Raw genomic sequence first — 16,237 nt, 5'->3', positions numbered from 1 at the left:
TTCATAAATAGAGAGTGACTTTTGGGGAGAATTGCAGTCATCGCCGTCATTGGCGTGTGGATTGAAATACAAGTATCGTGAAAAGTTAGGAATCAACCCTATGTCATCGCCGTCATTGGCGATGTGGATTGAAATCCATGCAATACAGTGAGGCAACAAGAGTATTTCCGTCATCGCCGTCATTGGCAATGCGGATTGAAATCCTAAAACCAAAATCATTGTATCATCTCCGGAGCAGCGACATCGCCGTCATTGGCGATGTGGATTGAAATATGGGCTCCACCAGTTCCACGGGATTGCCTGGAGTCATCGCCATCATTGGCGATGTGGGTTGAAATATTCCCTGCGATTTTGCTTATGTGTGATAAAGAAGCAATAGAAGTGCAAAAAATTTTGCCGTTCCTATCCGACACTTGGCCATTGTGTCGGATAGGTCGGGCGGTTATTCGGGCAAGTCAATCTTGCCGACAAAGCTGTAATAAATCTCAATGTCCTGCCTGCGGGTGCCGTTCTCATCATAGCTGCACTCATGCACCACAATTTTCTCGATCATTTCCCGCAAGAGAGTGGGGGTCAGTTCTTCAAAGGCAAGGTGCTTGCGGACAATGCCCATAAATTTCTCGGCGTTGACGGTAGCTGCCTGTGACTTGTCCAGTTCGGCTTGCAGGGCGGCGGCTCTCTTTTTCAGCTCCGCTTGCTCGGCTTCGTAGTCAGCCGACAGTTCCATGAAACGCTCATCGCTGATTTTGCCGTTTACATTGTCCTCATACAGCCGCTTGATAATGCGGCTGATTTCAGAAATGCGTTCCTGCGCCTGTTCAAGCTGCTTGATGGCTGCGGCGGTCTTTCGCTTGCCGCCGATCTCGTTCTGCTGGACAAGTAGTTTCACAAACCGGCTCTCATGCTTGGCTGCGTATTCGGTCACTTGCCGGAGATTTGCCAGGACACCAGCGGTCAACAGATCGGTGCGGATAAAGTGCGCCGTACAGTTGCGGGTGCGCTTCTTGTAGCTGCCGCAGATGTAGCAGTCCTGTTTGCGGTCTTTGTTCTGATACCGCTGCTGATACAGCACATGGCCGCAGTCGGCGCAGAACAAAATCCCGGAGAACAGCCCCACTTCATCGTAGCGGTTCGGGCGTTTGCGCTGTTTGCGTAACTCCTGCACCCGTTCCCATGTTTCCTTGTCGATGATCGGCTCATGGTGGTTCTCGAAAATGGCCTGCTTCTCGACGGGGTTCTCTATGCTGTGCTTGACCTTATAAGAAGGCTTTTCCGTTTTGAAGTTCACCAGACATCCGGTGTACTCTCGGTTTTCGAGGATATGAACGACGGTGTTGGTCGCCCATTTGCACTCATAGCCTGGGTGATAACGGCGGGTGCTGCCTGTCCGCTGATATTCCAGCGTCCCCGGCGTGGGGATTTGCTGCTCCGTCAGCATACGGGCAATCTTGGTCGGGCCGTTCCCGGCAAGGCAAAGCTGGTAAATCTGCTGCACCACCGGGGCGGCTTCCTCGTCTATAATAAAATTCTCGTCCTCGTCCATCACATAGCCGTAAACCGGCTTGCTGGTAACAGGCTTGCCGCTCATGCCTTTTGACTTTTTCACTGCCTTGATTTTCTTGCTCGTATCTCTCACCAGCCATTCATTGAACAGATTTCGCAGCGGGGTAAAATCGTTGTCCATGCCCTCGCTGGCACTGTCCACATTATCGTTGACAGCGATAAAACGCACACCCTTTTGAGGGAACAGCATTTCCGTGTAAAACCCTACCTGCAAGTAGTTTCGCCCTAACCGGCTCATGTCCTTGACGATGACCGTACCCACTTTCCCGGCTTCAATGTCCGCAAGCATGGCTTGAAATCCGGGCCGCTGGAATAATGAGGTGTGATAGCGATAGCGGCAAAAAGCTAATAAAATCAATGGTTTTGCGGACAGCGGATAGACAGGGAATGTGTTAAAAACTGAATACGCACACAAACGGCGTTACCTTAACCCCTTTGGGGGAGAAAGTAACGCCGTTTTTTTATGCCCGCAGGAAAGGAGGTGCAGCCGGAATGTATTTCACAAAGGGCAAGCAGCGGGCGTTTGAATTGCTCATGCAGCAGAAGCCGGGATTTGACCGCTATCAATCCGGTTGTGCCGGAGATGATGAAGATTGCGGCACTTGCCGTTTCTACCGCCCCGGGTGGAAATATGAGTTTTGCGTTTTCAAAGAGTGTCCCTATTGCCCCGGCAAAAGGACGCGGAAAACGCACGCCAGCATGGACAAATAGACGGGCAAAAGCCCTTGTGCCATGCGGCTTTGCAGACGCGAAAACGGCAAAGGGCATATTGCAATACCAAAACAGCCGAAAACGGCTTTCTAATTGTCCACGCATACCAAGAGAGGAAGTGAGGAAATATGGCAGTTTTCAGAGTGGAGCGAAATACGGGATATACCGTTATGAGCAACCACCACTTGCGAAACAAGGAATTGTCCTTAAAGGCAAAGGGCTTGTTGTCGCAAATGCTTTCGCTGCCCGAAGATTGGGATTATACCCTTGCGGGCTTATCCCATATCAACCGGGAGAAGATCGACGCAATCCGCGAAGCGGTAAAGGAACTCGAAAAAGCCGGATATATCGTGCGCAGCCGGGAGCGCGACGAAAAGGGACGCTTGCGGGGCGCAGATTACGTCATATACGAGCAGCCGCAGCCGCGAGAGCCGGAAGCAGCTACCAGCGGCGGACAGCCGCCTATATTGGATTTACCTACATTGGAAAATCCAACATTGGATAATCCAACGTTGGAAAAACCTACGCAGGAAAAACCTACGTTGGAAAATCCAACGCAATTAAATAAAGATATATTAAGTAAAGAACAATCAATTACTGATTTATCAAGTACCGATTCCATTCCTTTCCATTCCCTAAACCCCTTGCCCTTTGCGCATGGCGAAGCGGCTACGCCGCCGGAAAGGAAAAGAACGGAAGCGAAAAGCAATAGCGCAGTAGAGATTTACAGGGAGATTATCAAGGACAATATCGAATACGACCATCTCATTCAAAACTGCAAAATTGACAAAGACCGTTTGGACGAGATTGTTGACCTTATGCTGGAAACCGTCTGCACAGCCCGAAAGACAATCCGTATTGCCGGGGACGACTACCCCGCCGAATTGGTGAAATCCAAGTTTTTGAAGCTGAACAGCAGCCATATTGAGTTTGTTTTGGATTGCATGAGGGAGAACACAACCAAAGTGCGCAACATCAAGCAGTATCTAAAAGCGGTGCTGTTCAACGCGCCGAGTACCATTGACAGCTACTATACCGCCCTTGTCAATCACGACTTATACGGCGGCGAATGAGCATAGCCGCACTTTACCGGGAAAGGAGTTGATACCTTGCAGGAGGAAGTAACCCAAAAAACGATTGCCCTATACGTCAAAGTGGGAAAAGGCGCGGCGCGGCTTACCGAACAGGCGTTACAGAAAGCAATCCAAAAGTTTTTGGAGCAGAAAAGCAAACCCGCGCATGGGAAACAGACCATGCGGCAGCTTATGAAGCAGAACGCGGGTGTTTCCAACATCGAGATCACCGACAGCAATATTAAAGCCTTTGAGAGTACGGCGAAGAAATACAACATAGATTTTTCGCTAAAAAAGGTTAAGGGCGAGCAGACCCGTTACCTTGTGTTTTTCAAAGGCCGGGACGCGGACGTTATGACCGCAGCGTTTCAAGAGTTTTCCGCAAAGAAGCTGAACCGGGAGAAAAAGCCCTCTATCCGCAAAGCCCTTGCCGCTGCAAAGGACAAGGCGAAGCAGCTTAACGCCGCCCGCGACAAGGTAAAGAAAATGGACAGGGGGCGCGAGATATGAAGCAGATCAACTACAAAAAGCTGATACTTCCGAATATCCCCTATGTGTTCTTTGTCTATCTCTTTGATAAAGTCGGACAGGCGGTGCGGCTTGCCCCCGGCGCGGATATTTCTGCAAAGATACTGAATATCACACAAGGATTTTCCGCAGCCTTTGAAAACGCCTTGCCGAGCGTTTACCCGTTGGATTTGCTTGTCGGCATTGTCGGTGCGGTGATTATCCGCTTGATAGTCTATGTCAAAGGGAAAAACGCGAAGAAATACCGCAAGGGCGCGGAGTACGGCTCTGCCCGATGGGGAAACGCCGAAGATATAAAGCCCTACATAGACCCGGATTTCCAAAACAACATCATTTTGACGCAGACGGAACGGCTTACCATGAACAGCCGCCCGAAGCAGCCGAAGTACGCGAGAAATAAGAACGTCGTCGTGATCGGCGGCAGCGGCAGCGGAAAAACAAGATTTTTTGTCAAACCTAATCTAATGCAGCTTCATTCCTCTTACGTCTTAACCGACCCGAAAGGTACGGTTTTGATTGAGTGCGGGAAGCTGCTGCAACGGGCGGGCTACCGCATTAAGGTACTGAATACGATTAACTTCAAAAAATCTATGCACTACAACCCCTTTGTGTATATCCGCAGCGAGAAAGATATTTTGAAGCTGGTAAATACGTTGATAGCGAATACCAAAGGTGAGGGAGAAAAAAGCGCGGAGGATTTTTGGGTAAAGGCAGAACGGCTTTTGTATTGCGCGTTGGTGGGCTACATCTGGTACGAAGCCCCCGCCGAGGAAATGAACTTTATTACCCTGTTGGAACTTATCAACGCCAGCGAAGCCCGCGAGGACGACGAGGAATATCAAAGCCCCGTCGATTTGCTGTTTGCCGACTTGGAAGAACGCGACCCCGACCATTTCGCGGTGAAGCAGTACCGAAAATATAAATTGGCGGCGGGCAAAACCGCAAAATCAATCCTCATTTCTTGCGGTGCGAGGCTCGCTCCTTTTGATATAAAGGAATTGCGCGATCTTATGTCCTACGACGAATTAGAACTTGACACGTTAGGCGACAGAAAAACAGCTTTGTTTTTGATTATGAGCGATACGGACAGCACGTTTAATTTTGTTATCGCTATGCTGCAATCGCAGTTATTTAATCTCTTGTGCGACAAGGCCGACGACGAATACGGCGGCAAGCTGCCGGTTCATGTTCGCTGCCTGTTAGACGAGTTTGCAAACATTGGACAAATCCCGCAGTTTGAAAAATTGATTGCCACAATCCGCAGCCGGGAAATCTCGGCTTCTATCATTCTGCAATCGCAGAGCCAGCTAAAAGCCATTTACAAGGACGCGGCAGAAATCATACTTGACAATGCCGACAGCACCTTGTTTTTGGGAGGGCGCGGGAAAAATGCAAAGGATATTTCGGAGAACTTGGGACGTGAAACAATCGACAGTTTCAACACTTCCGAAAATCGCGGCACGCAGGTTTCTCATGGCCTCAATTATCAGAAATTGGGAAAGGAGTTGATGACACAGGACGAAATCGCAGTTATGGACGGAGGAAAATGTATTTTGCAGTTGCGCGGCGTGCGCCCCTTTTTCAGCGATAAGTACGATATAACGCAGCACCCGAACTACAAATACCTTTCCGACTTCGACAAGAAAAACGCTTTTGACGTTGAACGGTATATGTCCACCCGTCCGGCAATCGTAAAGCCCGACGAACCCTTTGACATATACGAAATAGATTTGTCCGACGAGGACGCAGCCGCCGAATAAAAACGGCGGCATTTTTATTTCCAACAACATTTTTTGAGCCGTTTTAGCGGCAGAAAGCGAGGTTTATATGGATTTTTTCAACAGCGCAGTTGACGTATTGCAGACTTTGGTAATCGCGCTTGGCGCAGGACTTGGCATTTGGGGCGGCATTAACCTCATGGAGGGGTACGGCAACGATAACCCCGGCGCGAATGCTCATGTGTCATAAAGAAACACACAAGAGATTGATAGACAGCAGCCTACTATTCCGTAAATTTTGTTTCAGGACTTTCTTTTTCAATGCCGATATGCTATAATATTTCTATTCCAAGTAAGGAGTTAAAAATATGCGGCAAGGTATTCTTAATTAACTATAATCAAATAGTGGGAACAAAGAATTGTAACCGTCCCTTGCAAGGGGCTTAGTTTTTTGTACCCTTTTTAAGAATACTTTTGCCTTATATATTTGACATATCAAAAGAGCGACCGCTGCTTGCAGTGCGTTGTATGTATGTGTATGTCTATTCGCTATATCCCCAGCGGTAAAAGTATTTTGCTGCTGGGGATTTTTATGCCCTTTGGGGGCTGAATGGAGGACAAACACATGAAAATAATCAATATCGGCATTCTTGCTCATGTAGACGCAGGAAAAACGACTTTGACAGAAAGCCTGCTCTATACCAGCGGAGCCGTTCCGGAATTAGGGAGTGTAGATAAGGGAACAACGCGGACAGACACCATGCTGTTGGAACGCCAGCGTGGGATTACCATTCAAACGGCCGTCACTTCTTTCGGCTGGAAGAATTATAAGATCAATATTGTCGATACCCCCGGCCATATGGACTTTTTGGCGGAAGTATATCGCTCACTTGCTGTTCTTGACGGAGCAATTTTAGTAGTTTCCGCAAAGGACGGCGTGCAGGCACAAACACGGGTACTGTTCCATGCGCTCCAGAAAATGAAAATCCCAACGATTATTTTTGTAAATAAGATAGACCAGGAGGGCATTGACTTACAGAGCGTTTATCAAAATATCAGAGAAAAACTTTCTGATGATGTCATGGTTATGCAAGATGTTTCGCTCACTCCGGAAGTGTCTCTGACAGACATTGAGGATATAGAAAAATGGGATTCTATTATTGCTGGAAATGATGAACTTTTGGAAAAATATATTGCGGGGGAACCTTTGAAAATACAAGATTTACAGAGGGAGAAATGCAGAAGAATGCAAAACGGTTCCCTGTTTCCTATTTATCATGGGAGTGCAAAGAACAATATCGGAACTGAAAAGCTGATTGAAGTGATTGCAGAAACATTTACTTCTGGTGCGGACAACGATCAATCCGAGCTATGCGGAAGCGTTTTTAAAATCGAGTACACAGACCAGAAAAAGCGGCTCGTTTATTTGCGGTTATACAGCGGGACACTTCATTTACGGGATACGATTCTCCTGCCCCAAAATCAAAAACTAAAAATCACAGAAATGAGGATTCCGTCAAACGGAGAGATTATACCGGCGGACACAGCCTGTTGCGGAGAAATTGTTATTTTGACCAATGACACTCTGAAGCTGAATGATACTCTCGGAAATGTAGAACTTTTGCCGCGCAAGGCATGGGAAAAAAATCCGATTCCTTTGCTTCGGACGACGGTGGAGCCGCAAAATCAGGAACAAAGAGACCTCCTGCTGAATGCCCTGACGGAAATTGCAGATACAGATCCGCTGTTGCATTACTATGTGGATACGATAACGCATGAAATCATCATTTCTTTTTTAGGAAAAGTCCAGTTAGAGGTTGTATGCTCTCTGTTAGTAGAGCGATACCATGTGAACATAAATGTGAAAGAACCTACGGTCATTTATCTGGAAAGGCCATTAAAAACAGCCAGTTACACGATTCATATTGAAGTGCCGCCGAATCCGTTTTGGGCATCCATTGGCTTAACTGTAACGCCACTTCCTGCCGGAAGTGGAACCCGGTTTAAAAGCAAAGTATCTCTCGGCTATTTAAACCAAAGTTTTCAAAATGCCGTTATGGAAGGGGTGCGTTATGGAATGGAGCAAGGCTTATACGGTTGGGAAGTGACAGATTGTGAAATTTGTTTTGACTATGGAGTTTATTACAGTCCAGTTAGTACCCCCGCAGATTTTCGTTCCCTTGCTCCTATCGTGTTAGAACAGGCATTGAAAAGAGCAGGAACACAATTATTGGAACCATACCTTTCCTTTACCCTTTTTGCACCGCAGGAATATATTTCACGGGCTTATAATGACGCACCGAAGTATTGTGCAGTGATTGAATCAACCTTGCTTAAAAATGATGAAGTTATTTTTACGGGAGAAATCCCCGCCCGCTGCATCGGCGAATATAGGAATGATTTAAATTTTTATACAAATGGGAGAAGCGTCTGCCTTACCGAATTAAAAGGGTACCAAGAAATTTCCGGGGAGCCTGTATTGCAGCCACGCCGTCCTAACAGCCGTTTAGATAAGGTTCGGCATATGTTTCAGAAAATAACGTAATATTTTGTGCGTTATCACGGATAAAAATCTTTGAATATAAGGAGAGTCTATGTTAGTTTTGTTTTCAAGTCGGTTTTGTGTAAACTTATATTGAGCAAACGGCCTTTATTTATAACCCGACTAATTTTGTATGCTAATGTCGAACATATCTTTCTAAATTGTGATATTCTTATTCGGAAGGAGGGGCAATGTGTTAAAGAAATTGAATGACGCGATGGACTATATTGAAGCGCACCTGGAGGACGAGTTTTTACTTGAGAAGATTTCTGAGCATATAAATGTTTCAGATTATCATTTTAGAAAAATATTTTTTGCGCTTACCAATATGACGCTGAATGAGTATGTAAAAAACAGACGACTTTCAGAAGCTAACAAAGAATTGTTGCAGGGGGCGCAGGTAACAGATGTCGCTTATCAATATGGGTATCAATCCGTAGACGGATTTACACGTGCCTTTAAAAAATGGAGCGGTATCTTACCGTCACAAGTCGCAAAGTTGAAACAATGTAAATCATGCCAAAAGTTACAATTTGTTGTAACTATGAAGGGAGGAACTTTAATGGAATATAAAATTGTTGAAAAACCTGCTTTTACGTTTGCAGGTGTAAGTAAACGAGTGCCGTTACAATATGAGGGAGTAAACAACGCTATTTTGGAACTGGCACAAAGCATAACACAGGAACAGAAAGAAGAAATGCACCGGTTGCAAAACATTGAGCCATATGAAACTGTAAATGTTTCCTATGAATCAGATACGAACTTTCTTGAAGAAGCTGGTGAATTAACGCATTTAATTGGAGTTTTAACAACTAAAAATGACATTAGCAGTAATCTGGACACATTTCCTGTTAAAGCTCATACGTGGGCAGTTTTTCCAAATGAAGGAATCTTCCCGTTTACTTTGCAGGATACAATGGCAAGAATCTACTCCGAATGGTTTATGACGGCAGATTATGAACTGGCAGAGCCGTTTTCTTTCTCTTTTACAAAAATGGACGACAAAAAGCCCAACTACGCATACAGTGAAATTTGGATTCCAGTAACAAAAAAAGAATAAGCAATTACACTCAAATAGGAAAGCCAGCCGAGCCAGCGGGCAGTCAAGATAAACGGCGCATATGCGCCGCTGTTGACAGCCCCGCCCGCCTTTGCTGGTAGGCAATCAAGGGGCGACAGCAAGGGGTGCTGCCGCCCTCTGATATTATAAATGAAACCCGTCAACCATACAACGCCCTATGTGGGAGAAAGGGGGAATCATCTATGCCTTGCACAGAAGCATACAAAGAACACATCATGTACACGTTCAATGGCTTTGCAAGACCGTCATACACTATGCGGCTATCAACGCATGGCGTGACAGGAGCAGACGGCGGCAAAAAGAAATATCCCTTGAATACCTCACAGAAGAAAAGTTTTACCCTTTAGGCACAACAGACGAATATTTTGAAGCACCCCATGAAGAACACCCTATAACGATATGCGGTCAGGCAGTTATCCTCACCAATGGAAAACTTGCCGCCGTCCTGTTATCCCTGCCACAGAAAAACCGGGAAATCATTTTCCCTTATTTTTTCAAAAATGGGCTTACAATGGGTGAAAAATTCGAAAACCAAAGTATGATGAGGCAGGTATTGAAATGAAAGTTGTTTCTATATTAAATAAAAATAATGATTACCAGAGATTTGAAGTATTGAAGCATAATCGAAATAAAAGATATAAATATAATCAATTTATTGTTGAAGGCGTAAGAAGTTTAAATGAAGCGGTTAAAAATAACTGGAAGATTATTTCTTTTATTTATGACAAGAATAATCTGTCAGGCTGGGCAAAACATATGATAGAAACAGTAAAAACAGAAGTCAATTATACTCTTACGGCACAGTTGCTAAAGGAATTAAGTGGAAAAGAAGAAACTTCTGAATTATTGGCTATTATTGAAATGAGGGAAGACAGGTTAGAAAATGTTGCGTTATCTTCCAATCCATTTATTGTGTTATTTGACAGGCCCTCTAATAAAGGAAATTTAGGTACGATGATACGTTCATGTGATGCGTTGGGAGTAGATATGTTGATAATTACTGGACATGCGGTTGATTTGTATGAGCCTGATGTAATTGTTTCGGCGATGGGTTCTTTTTTCAATCTTCCGGTGATTCGAATCATTCACAATGAGGATTTATATAAATTCGTTGAAAGCCTTAGAATAAAATACCCTGGCTTTAAGATCATAGGCACAACAGCCCACCACGAAAAGCCTATCTATCATGAGGACTTGAAAACCCCGGTTATGTTAATGATGGGAAATGAAACCATGGGATTAAATAAGGCATTTAAGGAATATTGTGATGTTTTATGTACGATTCCTATGGCTGAAGATTCCTATGCCAGTTCTTTCAATGTCAGTTGTGCTGCATCTATAATGATGTATGAAATAGTAAGACAACGAATGAATTAGACAGCATAACCCTTTTGAGAGTGAGCCAGAGAAAAGGGAGGAGCAGGCGTTCTACCTCAAAAGTCTGCAAATAAAAAAAGAATAAGCAATTACACTCAAATGGCAAAGCCAGCCGAGCCAGTCAACAGTCAAGATGAACGGCGCATATGCGCCGCCGTTGACAGCCCCGCCCGCCTTTGCAGATAGGCAATCAAGGGGCGACAGCAAGGAGTGCTGCCGCCCCGCACTATTATTCAGAGAGGGGGAATTTCCATGACCGAAGATGAAGCCTACAAAGTGCATATCCAGTACACATTCAATGCCTTTTGCAAGATTGTCATTCGTCACGCAGCCATAGATATAATCTTAAAGCTGCGCCGGAGGTGGGAACGGGAAGTTTCTCTTGACTATCTGATGAATGAGAAGTTTGTCCAGCTTGCCGAACCGGAGCAGCTTGAAGAATATCTTTTTACCGCCTGCGGCCAGACCGCCGTTCTGTACCATGCGGAACTTGCCGCCGCCCTTGCCCTCTTGCCGGAGCAGACACAGGAAGAGATTTTCCGTTACTATTTCCTGCGCCAGCCGCAGCGAGTGATCGGCGTACATATTGGCCGGACACGCAGCACAGCGGGGCGGCATATCCAGCTTGCCTTGCAGCGGCTACGGCGGCTCATGGAGGGAAAAGACCATGAGTAAACTTCTCCCCTATGAAACAATCGTCAAAGCCCATGAGGGCGACCCGGACGCAATCGACACCGTCCTTTCCCACTATGCCGGATATATCCGCTACTTTTCCAAAGTACACGGTCAGGTTAACGCCGAGGTTGAGGAATATGTGAAGCAGCAGCTAATCTCCGCACTATTCAAGTTTCGCTTTGACCGATAAGCCCCAAAACTGAATACCAGCCGCCCACCAGCGGCCAGTGAAAGCAGTAAGTCTGAAAAAGATTTGCTGCTTTTTTTGTTGTCCATTTGGCAAAATCGCAAAGTCACCCGTAGTAGGTAGGTGAAGCCAGAAAAAGCTGCCTGCTCCGTTTGGCAAATTTCAAAACGCAGTGTTGTAGGGAGTGAAAGGAAAAATTCTCTGCCCCGTAGGTTGCCAAAATCCTGTTTCCCGGATTACTAAGGCAAAAGAAAATTTGAAAAATCCCCGGACAGCGGGTAGCTGGCGGCCTTTTGAATGTATCTTTGGCGAAAGAAAAAAAAGACCGCGCACAGCGGGCTGAAAGCCCCGCCCCGTTCGCTCTATGTACGGAAAAGCCCGGACAGGGGCAGTCTGCGGCTTACTAAGAGCAAGTTTCTACCACGGTGCCAAAATCCGCAATTCTGCGGTTTTGCCCCTCGCGGGAAACTTGTTGGGGAGTGCCTTCCCCAAACCCTGCTATACGCCCTTACGGGCGAAAAAGCTGAAAACAGTTTTTGTTATTTTCCAAAAAGTTGCCCAATGGGAGGTATAGAGGGATTTTTCTGCCGAAATGCAAAAAAAAGTTTTTGTAATTTCCCGAAAAGTTAAGCAATGGGAGGAGTGAGAGGAAATTTTCTCCGCCCAAAATCCGAAAAAAGTCAGCAATAAGAATAGTGAGAGGAGGTTTTCAGCCTATGCGAAAGAAATACAACACGCCCCACCGCAGCCGCGTTGTGAAAACCCGGCTGTCCGAAGATGAATACGCCGACTTCACAGCGCGGCTTGCGCCCTATGGTATCAGCCAGTCGGAATTTCTCCGGCAGGCGATACGGCGCACGACCATACGCCCCGTTGTCCATGTATCGGCGGTCAATGATGAACTGCTCTCCGCTGTCGGGAAGCTGGCCGCCGAGTACGGCAGGATCGGCGGCAACCTCAATCAGATTGCCCGGTATCTGAACGAGTACGGCTCACCCTACAATGCGCTGTCCGGCGAGGTACGCGCCGCCATAGCCGACCTTGCCGCCCTCAAGTATGAAGTCCTCAAGAAAGTAGGTGACGCAGTTGGCAACACTCAAGCATATCAACTCTAAAAACGCCGACTACGGAGCCGCCGAACAATATCTTCTCTTTGAGCATGACGAGTTTACCATGAAGCCCGTCCTTGATGAAACCGGCAGGCTTATCCCCCGCGAGGACTACCGGCTGTCAACGCTGAACTGCGGCGGGGAGGATTTTGCCGTTGCCTGTATGCGGGCAAATCTCCGCTATGGGAAGAACCAGCGGCGGGAAGATGTGAAAAGCCACCACTATATCATCAGCTTTGACCCACGGGACGGGCCGGACAACGGCTTGACCGTAGACCGGGCGCAGGCATTGGGCGAGAAGTTTTGCGCCGAGCATTTCCCCGGCCACCAAGCCCTTGTATGCACCCACCCGGACGGCCACAACCACAGCGGCAATATCCATGTGCATATCGTCATTAACAGCCTGCGGATAGAGGAAGTACCGTTCCTGCCCTACATGGACAGGCCAGCCGACACGAAAGCCGGCTGCAAGCACCGCTGTACCGACGCTGCCTTGCGCTACTTCAAATCCGAAGTCATGGAGATGTGCCACCGGGAGGGGCTTTACCAAATCGACCTCTTGAACGGCAGCAAGAACCGCGTGACCGACCGGGAGTATTGGGCGCAGAAAAAGGGACAGGCTGCGCTGGACAAGCAGAACGCCCCCATGATTGCAGGCGGTATCACGCCCCGGCAGACCAAGTTTGAAACGAACAAGGAGAAGCTGCGGCAGACCATACGGAAAGCCCTTGCCACCGCCGCCAGCTTTGACGAATTTTCCTCTCTGCTGCTGCGGGAGGGCGTGACCGTCAAGGAGAGCCGGGGGCGGCTGTCCTATCTCACGCCGGACAGGACAAAGCCCATTACCGCCCGGAAGCTGGGCGACGACTTTGACCGCACCGCTGTCCTTTCCGTTTTGGAGCAGAACGCCGCCAGAGCCACAGAAAAGGCCGCAGCCATACTCGAATACCCCCGGCATGGGAACACAAAAGCCCCACAAACCGCCCCGAAGCAGGACGGTGTGCAGCGGCTTGTGGACATTGAGCAGAAAATGGCCGAGGGCAAAGGCCGGGGCTATGAACGCTGGGCGACCATGCACAACCTCAAACAAATGGCCGCGACGCTGAATGTGTATCAGGAATACGGCTTTACTTCCCCGGAGCAGTTAGAAGCCGCCGTTGATACCGCCTATCAGGAAATGCGCCAGACCAGCGGCGAACTGAAAGCACTGGAAACGAAGCTACAAGGGAAAAAGGAGTTGCAGCAACAGGTACTTGCCTATGCCAAGACCAAGCCCACCCGCGACGGGCTGAAAGCGCAGAAATCCGAGAAAGCCCGCGCCGCCTACCGGCAGGCAAACGAGAGCGATTTTATCATAGCCGAAGCCGCCGCCCGGTATTTCAAGGCGCATGGCATCACCAAGCTGCCCGCCCGGAAAGCGTTGCAGGCCGAGATCGAGCAGCTTATCTCCGAGAAAGACGGCCTGTATAACACCTACCACGAACAGAAACAGCGGTTCAAGGAGTTGCAGACCGTCAAGCGGAACATCGACCAGATTTTGCGCCGGGAGGAACCCCACCGCAGAAAGGAGCAGAGCCATGAGCGATAACCTGCCCCGCATGGACTACCGCCAGCACCGGCGGGCGCGGCGGCTGGTACATGAGTGCTGTAACTACGACGAGGGAAACTGCCTGCTGTTAGACGACGGGGAGCCTTGCGTGTGCGTCCAAAGCATTTCCCTTTCCCTCATGTGCCGCTGGTTCCGTGTGGCTGTCCTGCCCCTTGACGGGGAACTGGCCGCAGCCCTCTTGTACCGGGGGAGCCGGAAACGGTGTGAGGTCTGCGGGGCGGCATTTGTCCCCAAATCCAACCGGGGAAAATACTGCCCCGACTGCGCCGGACGCATGAAGAAACTCAAAGCCGCCGAGAGAAAGCGGAAACAAAGGCAGAAATGTCACGCTTTAGAGCCTTTCAAACCCGCATGAATCAAGGTTTTTTTCGTGAGTGTCAAAGGGTACGCGATACATTTATCCTTTTCCCCCGGAAACGCCGTTCTAAGGCGTGACAAAACACCACAATCAACCCGAACACAGGGAGGTGATACTATCGCTGATTATATCATGGCAGACACGCCGCTGCCTATCTATCTGCCCTACCCCCGTTTCCTGCTGAAAATGGAGATTTCCCAGACCGCCAAGCTGCTGTATTCGCTGCTGTTAGACCGTTCCACACTCTCCCAGAAGAACAAGTGGCAGGACGACGAGGGCAGGATATATATTATCTATCCAATCGCGGAGATAGCCGAAATACTGGATAAGGGCAGCACCACCATAAAGGGGGCGCTTAATGAACTGGACATGGCGGGGCTGCTGGAACGGGAACGGGGCGGCTTCTCCGCACCGAACCGGCTTTATGTCAAAGTGCCGCGAGTGCCACAGGTACAGTTTTCCGACCAACTGATGGCCGGAAATCCGACCCTCATAGAGCCGGAAAACCGTCCTACTGATGGTCAGAAAACCGACCTTATGATGGTCGGAAAACCGTCCCCTAACCAAACTACTATAAACAACCTTACAGAGAGCCAAACAAAGGGAGTGAGTGGGGAGCCGCCCGCGCCCTATGGCCGATACCAGAATATTTTTCTGTCGCAGACCGAATACGACGAGTTGCAGGCAGAGTACCCCGACAGGCTGGAACGGTTCATCGAGGAAATGAGCCGCTACCTTGCCGCCAACGGGAAAAGCTACCAGAACTATGCCGCCGCCCTGCGGATATGGGCGGGGAACGACAAAAAGAAAGCCCCGAAAAAGGGCATACCAGACTACTCATGCAAGGAGGGCGAGAGTTTATGAAGAACGAAATCAACGCTGTTTTGGAGAATATGACGACCACCGCCCCGGAGCCGGAGGACTACACCGGCGAGGACGGTTTACTGTACTGCGGCAAGTGCCGCAAGCCGAAAGAAGCCTATTTTGCGCCGGATAAGGCCGCTATCTTTGGCCGTGACCGTCACCCGGCAGAGTGCGACTGCCAGAGAACCGCCCGCGAGGAACGGGAGGCCGCCGAGAAGCGGCGCAGGCACCTTGACACCGTGGAAGAACTGAAACGCCGGGGCTTTACCGACCCCACCATGCGGGACTGGACTTTTGAGAACGACAACGGCAGGAACCCGCAGGCCGGGATTGCCCGCCGGTATGTGGAGCATTGGGCGGATATGCGAGCCGACAATATCGGCTGCCTGTTCTGGGGCGGCGTGGGAACCGGGAAAAGCTATCTTGCGGGCTGTATCGCAAACGCCCTCATGGAGAAAGAAATCCCCGTCCACATGACGAACTTTGCCCTTATCCTCAACGACCTTGCCGCCAGCTTTGAGAACCGCAACGAGTACATTTCCCGCCTTTGCCGCTATCCGCTGCTTATCATTGACGACTTCGGCATGGAGCGCGGGACGGAATACGGGCTGGAACAGGTTTTCAATGTGATTGACAGCCGTTACCGCAGCAGCAAGCCGCTGATCGTCACGACCAACCTCACGCTGGACGACCTGCGGAACCCGGAGGACACCGCCCATTCCCGGATTTATGACCGCCTGCTTTCCATGTGCGTCCCGGTACGCTTTACCGGCGACAACTTCCGGCAGGAAGCCGCGCAGCGGAAAATGGAGAGCATGAAGAAACTGATTACCGACTGAAAG

The 16,237-nt window shown here is 48.8% G+C and carries 17 protein-coding genes and 2 pseudogenes; 17 read left to right on the top strand and 2 right to left on the bottom strand.

Going from position 1 to position 16,237, the window contains the following annotated elements; translation table 11 throughout:
* Positions 1–442: 442 nt before the first annotated feature.
* Positions 443–1,876: pseudogene (locus FND36_11305) on the bottom strand (DUF4368 domain-containing protein).
* A 179-nt stretch (positions 1,877–2,055) separates the two neighbouring features.
* Here FND36_11305 and FND36_11300 point away from each other — a divergent pair.
* From FND36_11300 to FND36_11260, 9 genes and pseudogenes are all read left to right on the top strand, one after another.
* Positions 2,056–2,274 (top strand): hypothetical protein, encoded by a 219-nt coding sequence (locus FND36_11300; protein QDW74572.1) that lies wholly within the window; start codon positions 2,056–2,058, stop codon positions 2,272–2,274.
* Between the two features lie 128 nt (positions 2,275–2,402).
* Entirely contained in the window at positions 2,403–3,347 is a 945-nt protein-coding gene (locus tag FND36_11295; GenBank protein QDW74571.1) for a helix-turn-helix domain-containing protein, read from the top strand.
* Between the two features lie 36 nt (positions 3,348–3,383).
* Positions 3,384–3,857, top strand: a complete 474-nt coding sequence (locus FND36_11290) for a PcfB family protein (GenBank protein QDW74570.1) — start codon at positions 3,384–3,386, stop codon at positions 3,855–3,857.
* On the top strand, positions 3,854–5,635 hold the full coding sequence (locus FND36_11285; GenBank protein QDW74569.1) for a type IV secretory system conjugative DNA transfer family protein: 1,782 nt from the start codon (positions 3,854–3,856) through the stop codon (positions 5,633–5,635). Before FND36_11290 ends, FND36_11285 begins: the two co-directional genes overlap by 4 nt.
* 67 nt (positions 5,636–5,702) lie before the next feature.
* Complete coding sequence (locus FND36_11280) at positions 5,703–5,843, top strand: hypothetical protein (protein QDW74568.1); 141 nt, start codon at positions 5,703–5,705, stop codon at positions 5,841–5,843.
* Between the two features lie 375 nt (positions 5,844–6,218).
* Entirely contained in the window at positions 6,219–8,138 is a 1,920-nt protein-coding gene (tet, locus tag FND36_11275) for a TetM/TetW/TetO/TetS family tetracycline resistance ribosomal protection protein (GenBank protein QDW74567.1), read from the top strand.
* A gap of 190 nt (positions 8,139–8,328) precedes the next feature.
* Positions 8,329–9,195, top strand: coding sequence for an AraC family transcriptional regulator (locus FND36_11270; GenBank protein QDW74566.1), 867 nt, complete (start codon positions 8,329–8,331; stop codon positions 9,193–9,195).
* 203 nt (positions 9,196–9,398) lie between these two features.
* A pseudogene (locus FND36_11265) lies at positions 9,399–9,712 on the top strand (sigma-70 family RNA polymerase sigma factor).
* A 62-nt stretch (positions 9,713–9,774) separates the two neighbouring features.
* The gene (locus FND36_11260) at positions 9,775–10,593 is read left to right on the top strand and encodes an RNA methyltransferase (GenBank protein ID QDW74565.1); all 819 of its coding nucleotides are present in this window, start codon (positions 9,775–9,777) and stop codon (positions 10,591–10,593) included.
* 51 nt (positions 10,594–10,644) lie between these two features.
* On the opposite strand, the gene FND36_11255 is transcribed toward FND36_11260, so the two are convergent.
* A complete protein-coding gene (locus tag FND36_11255; GenBank protein ID QDW74564.1) occupies positions 10,645–10,875 on the bottom strand; it encodes a hypothetical protein in 231 nt (76 codons plus the stop codon).
* Between FND36_11255 and FND36_11250 the strand changes: the two genes are divergently transcribed.
* The 8 genes from FND36_11250 to FND36_11215 all read left to right on the top strand — a co-directional run bounded on the left by FND36_11250 (position 10,846) and on the right by FND36_11215 (position 16,234).
* Complete coding sequence (locus tag FND36_11250) at positions 10,846–11,268, top strand: sigma-70 family RNA polymerase sigma factor (protein QDW74563.1); 423 nt, start codon at positions 10,846–10,848, stop codon at positions 11,266–11,268. The two genes, FND36_11255 and FND36_11250, sit on opposite strands and share 30 nt — an antisense overlap.
* Complete coding sequence (locus tag FND36_11245) at positions 11,261–11,458, top strand: helix-turn-helix domain-containing protein (protein ID QDW74562.1); 198 nt, start codon at positions 11,261–11,263, stop codon at positions 11,456–11,458. The genes FND36_11250 and FND36_11245 overlap by 8 nt, the downstream gene beginning before the upstream one ends.
* A gap of 361 nt (positions 11,459–11,819) precedes the next feature.
* Entirely contained in the window at positions 11,820–12,029 is a 210-nt protein-coding gene (locus FND36_11240) for a hypothetical protein (GenBank protein ID QDW74561.1), read from the top strand.
* A gap of 142 nt (positions 12,030–12,171) precedes the next feature.
* Entirely contained in the window at positions 12,172–12,570 is a 399-nt protein-coding gene (gene mobC / locus FND36_11235; GenBank protein QDW74560.1) for a plasmid mobilization relaxosome protein MobC, read from the top strand.
* Complete coding sequence (locus tag FND36_11230; protein QDW74559.1) at positions 12,542–14,152, top strand: relaxase; 1,611 nt, start codon at positions 12,542–12,544, stop codon at positions 14,150–14,152. The genes mobC and FND36_11230 overlap by 29 nt, the downstream gene beginning before the upstream one ends.
* Positions 14,142–14,528 carry a hypothetical protein gene (locus FND36_11225; protein QDW74558.1) on the top strand — a complete coding sequence of 129 codons (387 nt, stop codon included), beginning with the start codon at positions 14,142–14,144 and terminating at the stop codon, positions 14,526–14,528. Before FND36_11230 ends, FND36_11225 begins: the two co-directional genes overlap by 11 nt.
* Before the next feature lie 15 nt (positions 14,529–14,543).
* Positions 14,544–15,395, top strand: a complete 852-nt coding sequence (locus FND36_11220; protein QDW74557.1) for a replication initiator protein A — start codon at positions 14,544–14,546, stop codon at positions 15,393–15,395.
* Positions 15,392–16,234 carry an ATP-binding protein gene (locus FND36_11215; GenBank protein ID QDW74556.1) on the top strand — a complete coding sequence of 281 codons (843 nt, stop codon included), beginning with the start codon at positions 15,392–15,394 and terminating at the stop codon, positions 16,232–16,234. The genes FND36_11220 and FND36_11215 overlap by 4 nt, the downstream gene beginning before the upstream one ends.
* The last annotated feature ends 3 nt before the right edge of the window (positions 16,235–16,237 follow it).

This window comes from Lachnospiraceae bacterium KGMB03038, assembly GCA_007361935.1.
In the GTDB taxonomy this organism is placed as follows: domain Bacteria; phylum Bacillota; class Clostridia; order Lachnospirales; family Lachnospiraceae; genus Massilistercora.
The sequence above is the reverse complement of the archived record's forward strand: the minus strand, read 5'-3'. Positions and strand labels throughout refer to the sequence as shown.